Consider the following 13,273-nt stretch of genomic DNA (forward strand, 5'->3'; position numbering starts at 1 on the left):
CAGGGCCATCGGTCCCGGGGACCGCGCTTTCGCGTGGCAAGCGCGCGCGGCTGCGCTATCCTTGGGTTTGTCCTTTCGCCCAGTCCCATGCCCTACAAGATTCCGGAATCCGTGCTGGTCGTGATCTACACGCCAGATCTTCAAGTCTTGCTGCTGGAACGCGCCGATCGCCCGGGGTTCTGGCAGTCCGTGACCGGCAGCCTCGATACCCTGGACGAACCCCTGGCATTGACCGCCGCACGCGAGGTGGCGGAGGAAACCGGCATCATTACCGGCGAGCACCTGCTGGCCGACTGGGGCCATTCGATCCAGTACGAGATCTACCCGCAGTGGCGGCACCGCTACGCCGAAGGCGTCACGCGCAATACCGAGCACTGGTTCGGCCTGCGCGTGCATGAAGCGTTGCCGGTGACGCTGGCGCCACGCGAGCACCTGCAATACAAGTGGCTGCCGTGGGAGCAGGCCGCCGCCCAATGCTTCTCCAGCAGCAATGCCGAAGCCATCCGCCAGCTGGCCTGGCGCGCGGCCGGTGCCGCCGGGCAGCAGGCGCTATGCGGAGCGCAGCCATGAAACTGCGCGTGGTCACCTACAACATCCACAAGGGGGTGACCGGCCTGTCGCGGCGCCCGCGCATCCAGAACGTGCGGGCCGGCCTGCATGCGATGGATGCGGACATCGTCTTCCTGCAGGAAGTGCAGGACCGCAACGACCGCCTGGTGGCGGCGGCGCTGTTCGATCCCGACCATACCCAGCTCAACTACCTGGCGACCGATGCGTATCCGCATTCGGTCTACGGGCGCAACGCGGTCTATGACTACGGCCATCACGGCAACGCGATCCTGTCGCGCCATCCGATCCTGATGTCCGAAAACCTCGACATTTCCGACCACCGCTTCGAACAGCGCGGACTGCTGCATGCGGTGGCGGACATCAACGGCATCGAGACCCACCTGATCTGCGTGCATTTCGGCCTGTTCGCCCGCAGCCGCGCCCGCCAGGCCGAGGCGCTGGTCGAGCGCGTGCGCAACGTGGTGCCCGAGGGGGTGCCGCTGGTGATCGCCGGCGACTTCAACGACTGGAACCACCGGCTCGATGCGCAGATCTGCAATACGCTGCATGCGGTGGAGGCGTCGCACGCGCGCGGCGCGCGGCTGCATACGTTCCCGAGCCATATGCCGTGGTGGCAGCTGGACCGGATCTACGTGCGCGGCTTCGAGATCGAGCGCGCGCACGCGCTGACCGGGCGGGACTGGGCGCAGCGGTCGGACCATGTGCCGCTGGTGGCGGAACTGGGTCGTGCGCACAAGGAGGCTGTGGAAGCGGCGGCCGAGCAGCGGGACAAGGCTGCCTGAGGCAGTCGCGCAGGCCGCGTCGGGGAACAGCTAGCGGCTCGAATAGTCGCGGATAAAGGCGAACACCGCATCCGGATCGTTCAAATCCAGCACCGGCAACGACGTCATCGCCGCGGTGCCCGCGACATCTTCACTAGCCACCGCCACCACCCCCGGTACTTCGTCCCACAGCGGCGCACGCCCCAGCCCGGGCCGGAACACCTCCAGCTTTGGAAAATCGCTGCGCTTGTAGCCCTCCACCAGCACCAGGTCGATGTCGGCCGGCAGCACCGCCAGCGCGTCGTCCAGCTCCGGCGAAGGCACTGCCTCGGGATAGTGTCGCATCAACGTCAGGTGGCGCGCGCCGACCAGCACCACGTTGGCGCAGCCGGCCTCGCGCATGCGCCAGGAGTCCTTGCCCGGCGTGTCGGGATCGAAGCCGTGGTGGGTGTGCTTGACGCCGGCCACGCGCACGCCGGCGGCGACAAAGCGGGGGATCAGCTGGTCGAGCAGCGTGGTCTTGCCGCTGCCGGACGAGCCGGTGATGCCGAATACCTTCACGATCAGGATCCGTGGGGGGCGCGTCGATGATGGCAACGACGATAGCAGAGATCCGCCCACATGTGCACGGGGCGCCTTCCGGACAGCATTCTGTCCGATAATCTCGGCATGTCACGGATATCCCACTCCGAGCGGCCGCATGTGACCGCCGCTGGCACTGCCGAAAACACTGCCGACGGGCAACGCCATCGCATGCTGCGCTGGACATGGCGCCGCGGCAAGCCGACCAGCGGCAACACCGTGCGCCTGCTGCACGGCGGCCAGGACTTCTTTCCCGCGCTGATCGAAGCGATCGACCAGGCCGCTTTCCAGGTAGTGCTGGAAACCTACATCTATGCCGACGACGACATTGGCCGCGCCGTCAGCGAAGCGCTGGTACGTGCCGCCGCGCGCGGCGTCTCGGTTCGCGTCACCGTCGACGGCTTCGGCGCCGGCGACATGCCCGCCGCCATGGCCGAGCGCCTGAGCGGGGGCGGCGTACAGCTGCGCGTCTACCGCAAGCTGCACGGCTTCCGGCTGGCCCGGCGCCACCTGCGCCGGCTGCACCGCAAGCTGGCGGTGATCGACGGGCAGGTGGCCTTCGTCGGAGGCATCAACATCATCGACGACCTCAACCACGGCCCGTTCGAAGGCACCAACCTGGGACCGCGCTACGACTTCGCGGTGCAGGTCAGCGGCCCGCTGGTGGACCGCATCGCGCTGACCGCCGAACGGCTCTGGTGGCGCCTGGCGCTGCGCGACACGTACGGCAGCGGCCGCGCCGCAGCGGTGGCCGACTACCCGCTGCTGACCGACCTGCCACCCCGTGCCGAGCCCACCGGCGGCGTGCGGGCCGCGCTGCTGCTGCGCGACAACCTACGCAACCGCCGCACCATCGAGCGCGAATACCTGCGCGCGCTCGGCGCCGCGCGCCATGATGTGATCCTGGCCAACGCCTACTTCCTGCCCGGCCACAAGATGCGCCGCGCGCTGCTGGCCTGCCGCGCGCGCGGCGTGCGCGTGCGGCTGCTGCTGCAGGGCATGGTCGAATACCGGCTGCAGCACTACGCCACGCACGCGCTCTATGCCTCCCTGCTGGAAGCCGGCGTGGAGATCTACGAGTACGCAGAGAGCTTCCTGCACGCCAAGGTCGGCGTGGTCGACGAAGCGTGGGCCACCGTGGGTTCGAGCAATATGGACCCGTTCAGCCTGCTGCTGGCGCGCGAAGCCAACGTGGCCGTTTATGATGCTGCCTTTGCCGCGGAACTGCGCACGGCGCTGGAAAGCGCCATTGCGCACCGCAGCGTGCGCGTCATGCCGGAAGCCCATGCACGGCGCTCGCCGCTGCACCGGCTGGCGAACTGGACCGCGTACATGCTGCTGCGGCTCGGCGTGATCATCGCCGGCGTCACGGGGCGCTACTGAAACGGTTGCCACTGTCCGTTTGCTGCCATGCGGCAACGCACGGCTTGCGAGCCGTTGCGTCGCCTTGCGTGACGGGCATGCTGCATTGCGGCCCATTTAGAAACACGGGTCTAATTAAAAGCTTGAAGGTCGACTGCTGCGCCAGAATAATCTGAACGACCGTTCTTTTTTGGCTTAGACTGCGTGCATTCGCGGTATGCAGCGGCAAATTCGCCAGCTTCCGCAAACAAAATGCAACGTCAGGGTCATACGCACAGGCCGCAGCAGGGCCTTTGCAGAACGGAGAAATAACATGCGACACCAGTCAGCCCGTCTCGAATCCGCCGCCGCCTCCCCCGCGCCCATGCGCAAGGGTGAAATGACGCGCGTGGCAATTCTGGATGCCGCACTGGAACTGTCGTCCCGCGACGGGCTTGAGGGTCTGACCATCGGCCTGCTCGCGGAACGGATGCAGATGAGCAAGAGCGGCGTCTTCGCGCACTTCGGTTCGCGCGAAGACCTGCAGGTGGAGGTGGTGCGGGAGTATCACCGCAGGTTCGAGCAGGAGGTGTTCTACCCCTCGCTGCAGGAGCCGCGCGGACTGCCCCGGCTGTGGTCGATGGTGCGGCGCTGGATGGAGAAGCGCATCCAGGAAGTGACGACTGGGTGTATCTACATCAGCGGCGCCGTGGAGTACGACGACCGCACCGGCAGCCTGGTGCGTGACGAGCTGGTCAAGAGCGTCACCATCTGGCGGGCAGCGCTGAATCGCGCCATCGACCAGGCCAAGGAAGAGGGCCATTTGCGCGCGGATTGCGATCCGCGCCTGATGCTGTTCGAGATGTATAGCCTTGAACTAGGCTTGCATCATGACGCCCGTTTCCTGCGCCTGCCTGACAGTGCCGAGCTTGCCATGGTCGCGCTCAACAAACTGATTCAGTCTTACCGTACCTGAGGCCGTCGGGTCGGACCGGATCGCGACAAGCGAGGCGGGCGGCGTGGCGGCATCGTATAACTCCAAGGAGTCTCTGATGGGCCAGTACACCGCACCGTTGCGCGACATGCAGTTCGTGCTCCATGAACTGCTCGGCGCCGAAGCCGAACTCAAGGCGATGCCGCCGCACGCGGACATCGACGCGGACACCATCAACCAGGTCATCGAGGAAGCCGGCAAGTTCTGCTCGGACGTGGTGTTCCCGCTCAACCAGGTGGGCGACCGCGAGGGCTGCACCTATGTCGGCGACGGCGTGGTCAAGGCCCCCACCGGCTTCAAGGAGGCCTACCAGCAGTACGTCGAGGCCGGCTGGCCGGCGCTGGCGTGCGACCCGGCCTTCGGTGGCCAGGGCCTGCCGATCGTGGTCAACAACGTGGTCTACGAGATGCTGAACTCGGCCAACCAGGCGTGGACCATGTACCCGGGCCTGTCGCACGGCGCCTATGAGGCGCTGCATGCGCACGGCACGCCGGAGTTGCAGCAGGCCTACCTGCCCAAGCTGGTGTCCGGCGTCTGGACCGGCACCATGTGCCTGACCGAGCCGCATTGCGGCACCGACCTGGGCATCCTGCGCACCAGGGCCGAGCCGCAGGCCGACGGCTCCTACCTGATCACCGGCACCAAGATCTTCATCTCCGCCGGCGAGCACGACCTGGCCGAAAACATCATCCACCTGGTGCTGGCCCGCCTGCCGGACGCGCCCGGCGGCACCAAGGGCATCTCGCTGTTCGTGGTGCCCAAGTTCATCCCCGATGCCAGCGGCAACCCGGGCGAGCGCAACGGCATCCAGTGCGGCTCGATCGAGCACAAGATGGGCATCCACGGCAACGCCACCTGCGTGATGAACCTGGACGGCGCGCGCGGCTGGCTGGTGGGCGAGGCCAACAAGGGCCTGAACGCCATGTTCGTGATGATGAACGCCGCGCGCCTGGGCGTGGGCGCGCAGGGCCTGGGCCTGACCGAGGTGGCGTACCAGAACTCGGTCGCCTACGCCAAGGACCGCCTGCAGATGCGCGCGCTGACCGGCCCGAAGGCGCCGGAAAAGGCCGCCGACCCGATCATCGTGCACCCCGACGTGCGCCGCATGCTGCTGACCCAGCGCGCCTACGCCGAAGGCGGTCGCGCCTTCAGCTACTGGACCGCGCTGCAGATCGACCGCGAACTGTCGCACCCGGACGAAGCCGTGCGCAAGCAGGCCGGCGACCTGGTCGCGCTGCTGACGCCGGTGATCAAGGCCTTCCTGACCGACAACGCCTTCACCTCGACCAACGAAGGCATGCAGGTGTTCGGTGGCCACGGCTACATCTCCGAATGGGGCATGGAGCAATACGTGCGCGACGCCCGCATCAACATGATCTACGAAGGCACCAACACGATCCAGTCGCTGGACCTGCTGGGCCGCAAGATCCTGGGCGACATGGGCGCCAAGATGAAGGCCTTCGGCAAGATCGTGCAAGAGTTCGTGGAAGCAGAGGGCACCAACGAAGCCATGCAGGAGTTCGTCAACCCGCTGGCCGACCTGGGCGACAAGGTGCAGAAGCTGACCATGGAAATCGGCATGAAGGCGATGGGCAACGCCGACGAGGTAGGCGCTGCCGCGGTGCCATACCTGCGCGTGGTGGGCCACCTGGTGTTCTCGTACTTCTGGGCGCGGATGGCCAAGATCGCGCTGGAGAAGGAAGCCAGCGGCGACAGATTCTACACCGCCAAGCTGGCTACGGCGCGCTTCTACTTTGCCAAGCTGCTGCCTGAAACCGCCGGCGAGATCCGCAAGGCGCGCGCGGGTTCGGCTTCGCTGATGGCGCTGGACGCGGATTTGTTCTGATTCGTTGAGGCGGCTTTCCATGCCGCCGGTCTGCTCCCCTCTCCCGCTCGCGGGAGAGGAGAGAACGCCGACCGCCAACGCAAGAGCCCGCAAAAACTCTCACCTCAACGCTCACTAATCCAGGAGCGAGCATGTCCAATTTCATCGTCAAGAAAGTCGCCGTGCTGGGTGCCGGCGTCATGGGGGCGCAGATCGCCGCCCACCTGATCAACGCGCGCGTGCCCGTGGTGCTGTTCGACCTTCCCGCGAAGGACAAGGACGGGGGAGGGGCCCCGTCCGCTTCCCCGGTCGCGAAGAACGGCATCGCCCTGCGTGCCATCGAGAACCTGAAGAAGCTGTCGCCCGCGCCGCTGGGCATCAAGGACGAAGCCGGCCTGATCCAGGCGGCCAACTACGAAGACGACATCGCGCTGCTCAAGGAGTGCGACCTGGTGATCGAGGCGATCGCAGAGCGCATGGACTGGAAGCATGACCTGTACAAGAAGGTCGCGCCGCACCTGGCCTCGCATGCGATTTTCGCCACCAACACCTCGGGCCTGTCGATCACCGCGCTGTCCGACGGGTTAGGCGGGGAAAATGCGGACAACCTGAAGTCGCGCTTCTGCGGCGTCCACTTCTTCAACCCGCCGCGCTACATGCACCTGGTCGAGCTGATCCCGACCGCGACCACGCAGCCTGAGATCCTCGACAAGCTGGAAGCCTTCCTGACCACCACGCTCGGCAAGGGCGTGGTGCGCGCCAAGGACACGCCCAACTTCATCGCCAACCGCGTCGGCATCTTTTCGATCCTGGCGGTGTTCGCCGAGGCCGAGAAATTCGGCATTCCGTTCGACGTGGTCGACGACCTGACCGGCTCCAAGCTGGGCCGCGCCAAGTCCGCCACCTTCCGTACCGCGGACGTGGTCGGCCTGGACACCATGGCGCACGTGATCAAGACCATGCAGGACAATTTGCACGACGACCCGTTCGCGCCGGTGTACAAGACGCCGGCCGTGCTCAAGCGCCTGGTCGATGCTGGCGCGCTGGGCCAGAAGACCGGCGCCGGCTTCTACAAGAAGGAAGGCAAGGCCATCAAGGTGCTGGACGCCAAGACCGGCCAGTATGTCGAGTCGGGCAAGAAGGCCGACGAGATCGTGGTGCGCATGCTGAAGAAGGAACCGGCCGAGCGCATCAGGCTGCTGCGCGAGTCGACCAACCCGCAGGCGCAGTTCCTGTGGGCGGTGTTCCGCGACGTGTTCCACTACATCGCCGTGTACCTGGAGCAGATCGCCGGCTCGGCCGCCGATATCGACCTGGCGATCCGCTGGGGCTTCGGCTGGAACTCAGGGCCGTTCGAGGACTGGCAGTCGGCCGGCTGGAAGCAGGTGGCCGAGTGGGTGAAGGAAGACGTGGAAAGCGGCAAGGCGCTGTCGGCCGCGCCGCTGCCGGCATGGGTCTTTGAAGGCCCCGTCGCCGAGCGCCAGGGCGTGCATGCCGCCGAAGGTTCGTGGTCGCCGGCGACGCAGTCGTTCGTCGCGCGCAGCACGCTGCCGGTGTACCAGCGCCAGGCGTTCCGTGCCGCGCTGAAGGGCGATGCCGCCGCCGATCCGCGCAAGGCGGGCCGCACCGTCGAGGAGAACGACGCCGTGCGCATCTGGGTCAGCGAAGGCCAGGACGACGTGCTGGTGGTCTCGTTCAAGAGCAAGATGAACACCATCGGCCCGGACGTGATCGACGGCCTGACCCGCGCCATCGACCTCGCCGAAGCGCAGTACAAGGGCCTGGTGGTGTGGCAGCCGACTTCGCTGCAACTCGGCGCGCCGGGCGGCCCGTTCTCGGCGGGCGCCAACCTGGAGGCGGCGATGCCGGCCTTCATGATGGGCGGCGCCAAGGGCATCGAGCCGTTCGTGAAGAAGTTCCAGGACGGCATGATGCGCGTGAAGTACGCGTCGGTGCCGGTGGTGTCGGCGGCGTCCGGCATCGCGCTGGGCGGCGGTTGCGAGCTGATGCTGCATTCGGCGGCACGCGTGGCTGCGCTGGAAACGTACATCGGCCTGGTCGAAGTCGGCGTGGGCCTGGTGCCCGCCGGCGGTGGCCTGAAGGAAGCTGCGCTGGCCGCAGCACGCGCCGCCCAGGCAGCGGGCAGCACCAACTACCTGCAATTCCTGACCAGCCGCTTCCAGAGCGCGGCGATGGCCAAGGTATCCGCATCGGCGCTGGAAGCGCGCCAGATGGGCTACCTGCAGCCGTCAGACAGGATCGTCTTCAACGTGCACGAGCTGCTGCACGTGGCGCAGAATGAAGTGCGCGCGCTGGCCGATGCCGGATACCGCGCGCCGCTGCCGGCGCTGGTGCCGGTGGCTGGCCGCTCGGGCATCGCCACCATCAAGGCATCGCTGGTCAATATGCGCGACGGCGGCTTTATCTCCGCGCATGACTTCCTGATCGCCTCCCGCATTGCCGACGTGGTGTGCGGCGGCGATGTCGAGGCCGGCTCGCTGGTCAGCGAAGACTGGCTGCTGACGCTGGAGCGCAAGGCCTTCATCGACCTGCTGGGAACCGGCAAGACGCAGGAGCGCATCATGGGCATGCTGCAGACCGGCAAGCCGGTGCGCAACTAATCAGGCAAGCGAGGAACGGACATCATGAAACAACTGCAAGACGCATATATCGTTGCGGCCACCCGCTCGCCGATCGGCAAGGCGCCCAAGGGCGCGTTCAAGAACACGCGCCCGGACGACCTGCTGGCCACCATCCTGAAGGCCGCGGTGGCTCAGGTGCCGGACCTGGACCCGAAGCTGATCGAGGACGCCATCGTCGGCTGCGCGATCCCCGAAGCGCAGCAGGGCCTGAACGTGGCCCGCATCGGCGCGCTGCTGTCGGGCCTGCCCAATACCGTGGGCGGCATCACCGTGAACCGCTTCTGCGCCTCGGGTGTGAGCGCCGTGGCGATGGCGGCCGACCGCATCCGCGTGGGCGAGTCCGACGCGATGATCGCCGCCGGCATCGAGTCGATGAGCATGGTGCCGATGATGGGCAACTCGCCGTCGATGTCGCCGGACATCTTTACGCGCGACGAGAACGTGGGCATTGCCTATGGCATGGGCCTGACCGCCGAGAAGGTGGCGCAGCAGTGGAAGGTCAGCCGCGAGGACCAGGATGCGTTCTCGCTCGCTTCGCACCAGAAGGCCATCGCGGCGCAGCAGGCCGGCGAGTTCAAGGACGAGATCACGCCGATCGAGATCGTCGAGCGCTTCCCCGACCTCGCCAGCGGCCAGGTCAGCGTGAAGACGCGGACCATCTCGCTCGACGAAGGTCCGCGTCCTGACACCACGCTGGAAGGCCTCGGCAAGCTGCGCCCCGTGTTTGCCAACAAGGGCAGCGTCACCGCCGGCAACAGCTCGCAGACCTCGGACGGCGCCGGCGCGCTGATCCTGGTTTCGGAGAAGATCCTCAAGCAGTTCAACCTGGTGCCGCTGGCGCGCTTCGTCTCGTTCGCGGTGCGCGGCGTGCCGCCCGAGATCATGGGCATCGGCCCGAAGGAAGCGATCCCGGCCGCGCTGAAGGCGGCGGGCCTGACGCAGGACCAGATCGACTGGATCGAGCTGAACGAAGCGTTCGCCGCGCAATCGCTGGCCGTGATGCGCGACCTGGATCTCGATCCCGCCAGGGTCAACCGCATGGGCGGCGCGATCGCGCTGGGCCACCCGCTGGGTGCCACCGGTGCGATCCGCTCCGCCACGGTGGTGCATGCGCTGCGCCGCCATAACCTGAAGTACGGCATGGTAACCATGTGCGTCGGCACGGGCATGGGCGCCGCAGGGATCTTCGAGCGCGTCTGATTGCCACAGCCACCAAAAAACGAGGAGATCATGAGCATCCTTACCCGCATCGAGCAGGGCATCCTGACGCTCGAGTTCGACCGCATCGACAAGAAAAACGCCATCACCGCGGCGATGTACCAGGCGCTGGCCGACGCACTGCGCGCGGCCGAGACCGATCGCAATGTGCGCGTGATCCTGCTGCGCGGCAAGCCCGAGATCTTTACCGCCGGCAATGACCTGGAAGATTTCATGCAACGCCCGCCGACTGCAGGCGAGGGCGCGGAACAGGCGCCGGTGTTCCAGTTCCTGTACCAGATCAGCCATGCCAGCAAGCCTGTCGTTGCGGCGGTCAGCGGCGCGGCGGTCGGCGTGGGCACCACCATGCTGCTGCATTGCGACTTCGTCTATGCGTCGGAGACAGCCAGGCTGTCGCTGCCGTTCGTGCAGCTGGGACTGTGCCCCGAGGCGGCCTCGAGCCTGCTGCTGCCGCGCCTGGTCGGCTACCAGCGCGCCGCGGAGAAGCTGATGCTGGGCGAGGCCTTCAGCGCGCAGGAAGCGCTGGACATCGGCCTGGTGACGCGCGTGCTGCCCGTGGCGGAACTGCACGACTTCGCGCTGCAGCAGGCGCGCAAGCTGGCGGCGCTGCCGGCTTCGTCGCTGCGCGAGACCAAGCGTTTGATGAAGTCGGGCGCGGTGGCCGAAGTGGAAAAACAGATGGCCGACGAGGGCGAGGTGTTCCGGCGCATGCTGGTGGCGCCGGAGGCGAAGGAGGCGTTCAGCGCGTTCTTTGAGAAGCGGAAGCCGGATTTTACGAAGTTCGAGTGAGGGGCCGAGGGACTTTCCTCTACCCCATTCTTTCTCCCCTCCCGCTTGCGGGAGAGGGGAGAAAACCCGCGACGGTCGTTGCCTTCAAGCCGTCGGCAACACCCGCGGCTGCCGCGACTCATCCGTCGCCACATACGTCAACGTCGCCTCCGTCACCTTGACGATCTCATTGCTATGCCGCATCCGCTGCGCATAGACCTCCACCGCAACGGTGATCGAGGTACGCCCGGTCTTGACGATATCGGCGTAGAAACTCACCAGGTCGCCGACGAACACCGGGTGCTTGAACAGGAAGGAATTGACCGCCACGGTCGCGACACGGCCTTGCGCGCGTTCGACCGCCGGGATCGACCCCGCAATATCCACCTGCGCCATGATCCAGCCGCCGAATACGTCGCCGTGCACGTTGGCGTCGGCAGGCATCGGCACCACGCGCAGCGCGGGGTTCTTGCCGGCGGGCAGGGCGGGGACGGTATGGGGAGCGTTCATGACGGTATGCGGGTGGACTTCTGAAGGGGGGCGCGGGCCGCGGCGAAAAACCCTTCGCCTGCCGCGCAATGCGATTCCTGCGACAATCGCGCATTGGCCCGGATTCTAACGTATGCGCCGCTATTCCACGACCGCCGAGCAGGCCCCCGACCCTGCCTCGGTCAAGCTCTTCCCCGGCCAGCGCGCCCCCCGCAGCGACTGGCAGACTGTCCGCAACCTGCTGCCCTATGTCTGGCACTACAAGTGGCGCGTGATGCTGGCGCTCGCGTGCCTGGTGGCGGCCAAGGTGGCCAACCTGGGCGTGCCGGTGCTGATGAAGCGCCTGATCGACAGCATGAATATCACCGCGGGCGACCCGCGCGCGCTGCTGGTGGTGCCGGTCGGGCTGATCGTCGCCTACGGCATGTTGCGGCTGTCGGCGACGCTGTTCACCGAGTTGCGGGAGATCCTCTTTTCCAAGGTCACGCAGAGCGCCGTGCGCGAGATCGCGCTGCAGGTGTTTCGCCACCTGCATGCGCTGTCGCTGCGCTTCCACCTGGACCGGCAGACCGGCGGCATGAGCCGCGACATCGAGCGCGGCACGCGCGGCATCCAGTCGCTGATCTCGTACTCGCTGTACAGCATCCTGCCCACGCTGGTGGAGATGGGGCTGGTGATTGGCTTCTTCATCCTGCACTACGACATCTGGTTTGCGGCGATCACCGGCTGCGCGCTGGTCAGCTATATCGTCTTCACCATCGTCGTGACGGAATGGCGCACGCACTTCCGCCGCAAGATGAACGAGCTGGATTCGCGCGCCAACCAGAAGGCGATCGATTCGCTGCTGAACTTCGAGACCGTCAAGTACTTCGGCAACGAGGAGTACGAAGCCCGGCGCTACGACGAGAACCTGCTCAATTACCGCGCCGCGGCGATCCGCTCGCAGAATTCGCTGTCGTTCCTGAACTTCGGCCAGCAGGTCATCATCGCCGTGGGGCTGATCCTGATCCTGTGGCGCGCCACCGTCGGCGTGGTCGACGGCAAGCTGACCCTGGGCGACCTGGTGCTGGTCAACACGCTGATGATCCAGCTTTATATCCCGCTGAACTTCCTCGGCGTGATCTACCGCGAGATCAAGCAGGCCACCACCGACATGGACCGGATGTTCGTGCTGCTGGGCACGCACCAGGAAGTGGCGGATTCGCCCGGCGCGCAACCGCTCAAGGTCAACGGCGCGCAGGTGCGGTTCCGCGACGTGCGCTTCGGCTACGAGCCGGACCGCACGATCCTGGACGGCGTCGATTTCAATATCGCGGCAGGCACCACCACCGCGGTGGTCGGCCACAGCGGCTCGGGCAAGTCGACGCTGGCGCGGCTGCTGTTCCGCTTCTATGACGCCAACAGCGGCGCGATCGAGATTGACGGCCAGGACATCCGCGCGATCACACAGGACAGCCTGCGCCGCGCCATCGGCATCGTGCCGCAGGACACGGTGCTGTTCAACGACAGCATCTATTACAACATCGCCTACGGGCGTCCGGATGCGACGCGCGAGGAAGTCATCGCCGCGGCGCAGGCAGCGCAGATCGATGCCTTTATCCGCGAGCTGCCGCAGGGCTACGACACGCCGGTAGGCGAGCGCGGCCTGAAGCTGTCCGGCGGCGAGAAGCAGCGCGTGGCGATCGCGCGCACGCTGCTGAAGAATCCGCCGGTACTGGTCTTCGATGAAGCCACCTCCGCGCTCGATTCACGCACCGAGCAGGCGATCCAGGCCGAGCTGATGCGGCTGGCGCAGAACCGCACCACGCTGCTGATCGCGCACCGCCTTTCCACCGTGGTGCATGCCGACCAGATCCTGGTGATGGACCACGGCCGCGTGGTCGAGCGCGGCACGCATGCCGAACTGATGCGCGCGCGCGGCCGCTATGCGGAGATGTGGGACATCCAGGCCCGCGCGGCGGCAAAGGGTGGCGAGGCGGAGCGCAGCGCGGACGCCCTTGCGGTGGACGTGGGCGACGCCACGCAGGACGCGTAACGACGCAAGCGTAGCGCCGGCAGGCCGGCGAAGCCACGTGACGGCGCC

General features: G+C 66.6%; 11 protein-coding genes. 9 read left to right on the forward strand and 2 right to left on the reverse strand.

The window, feature by feature from the left end; translation table 11 throughout:
• The first annotated feature begins 87 nt into the window (after positions 1–87).
• The gene (nudB, locus tag AC5WJ1_RS02055; protein ID WP_133093704.1) at positions 88–570 is read left to right on the forward strand and encodes a dihydroneopterin triphosphate diphosphatase; all 483 of its coding nucleotides are present in this window, start codon (positions 88–90) and stop codon (positions 568–570) included.
• Positions 567–1,352: an endonuclease/exonuclease/phosphatase family protein gene (locus tag AC5WJ1_RS02060; protein WP_133093705.1), complete on the forward strand. Its 786-nt coding sequence runs from the start codon at positions 567–569 to the stop codon at positions 1,350–1,352. The genes nudB and AC5WJ1_RS02060 overlap by 4 nt, the downstream gene beginning before the upstream one ends.
• A gap of 30 nt (positions 1,353–1,382) precedes the next feature.
• Here the strand turns inward: AC5WJ1_RS02060 and mobB are convergent, their stop codons facing one another.
• Positions 1,383–1,892, reverse strand: coding sequence for a molybdopterin-guanine dinucleotide biosynthesis protein B (gene mobB, locus AC5WJ1_RS02065; RefSeq protein ID WP_135704430.1), 510 nt, complete (start codon positions 1,890–1,892; stop codon positions 1,383–1,385).
• A 108-nt stretch (positions 1,893–2,000) separates the two neighbouring features.
• Between mobB and clsB the strand changes: the two genes are divergently transcribed.
• From clsB to AC5WJ1_RS02095, 6 genes are all read left to right on the forward strand, one after another.
• Entirely contained in the window at positions 2,001–3,296 is a 1,296-nt protein-coding gene (gene clsB, locus AC5WJ1_RS02070; protein WP_431189899.1) for a cardiolipin synthase ClsB, read from the forward strand.
• Positions 3,297–3,639: 343 nt separating this feature from the next.
• Positions 3,640–4,230, forward strand: a complete 591-nt coding sequence (locus AC5WJ1_RS02075) for a TetR/AcrR family transcriptional regulator (protein WP_063236773.1) — start codon at positions 3,640–3,642, stop codon at positions 4,228–4,230.
• Between the two features lie 76 nt (positions 4,231–4,306).
• Positions 4,307–6,094 carry an acyl-CoA dehydrogenase C-terminal domain-containing protein gene (locus AC5WJ1_RS02080; RefSeq protein ID WP_434033194.1) on the forward strand — a complete coding sequence of 596 codons (1,788 nt, stop codon included), beginning with the start codon at positions 4,307–4,309 and terminating at the stop codon, positions 6,092–6,094.
• Between the two features lie 131 nt (positions 6,095–6,225).
• The gene (locus tag AC5WJ1_RS02085) at positions 6,226–8,694 is read left to right on the forward strand and encodes a 3-hydroxyacyl-CoA dehydrogenase/enoyl-CoA hydratase family protein (protein ID WP_494476347.1); all 2,469 of its coding nucleotides are present in this window, start codon (positions 6,226–6,228) and stop codon (positions 8,692–8,694) included.
• 21 nt (positions 8,695–8,715) lie between these two features.
• On the forward strand, positions 8,716–9,915 hold the full coding sequence (locus AC5WJ1_RS02090) for an acetyl-CoA C-acyltransferase (RefSeq protein ID WP_434034027.1): 1,200 nt from the start codon (positions 8,716–8,718) through the stop codon (positions 9,913–9,915).
• A 30-nt stretch (positions 9,916–9,945) separates the two neighbouring features.
• Positions 9,946–10,722: an enoyl-CoA hydratase gene (locus AC5WJ1_RS02095; protein ID WP_195430586.1), complete on the forward strand. Its 777-nt coding sequence runs from the start codon at positions 9,946–9,948 to the stop codon at positions 10,720–10,722.
• A gap of 84 nt (positions 10,723–10,806) precedes the next feature.
• Here AC5WJ1_RS02095 and AC5WJ1_RS02100 read toward each other — a convergent pair whose 3' ends face one another.
• On the reverse strand, positions 10,807–11,211 hold the full coding sequence (locus AC5WJ1_RS02100) for an acyl-CoA thioesterase (protein WP_025583457.1): 405 nt from the start codon (positions 11,209–11,211) through the stop codon (positions 10,807–10,809).
• A 112-nt stretch (positions 11,212–11,323) separates the two neighbouring features.
• Between AC5WJ1_RS02100 and AC5WJ1_RS02105 the strand changes: the two genes are divergently transcribed.
• Positions 11,324–13,225, forward strand: a complete 1,902-nt coding sequence (locus AC5WJ1_RS02105; protein WP_494476348.1) for an ABCB family ABC transporter ATP-binding protein/permease — start codon at positions 11,324–11,326, stop codon at positions 13,223–13,225.
• Positions 13,226–13,273 lie beyond the last annotated feature (48 nt).

It is taken from the genome of Cupriavidus sp. MEYA8 (genome assembly GCF_059278825.1).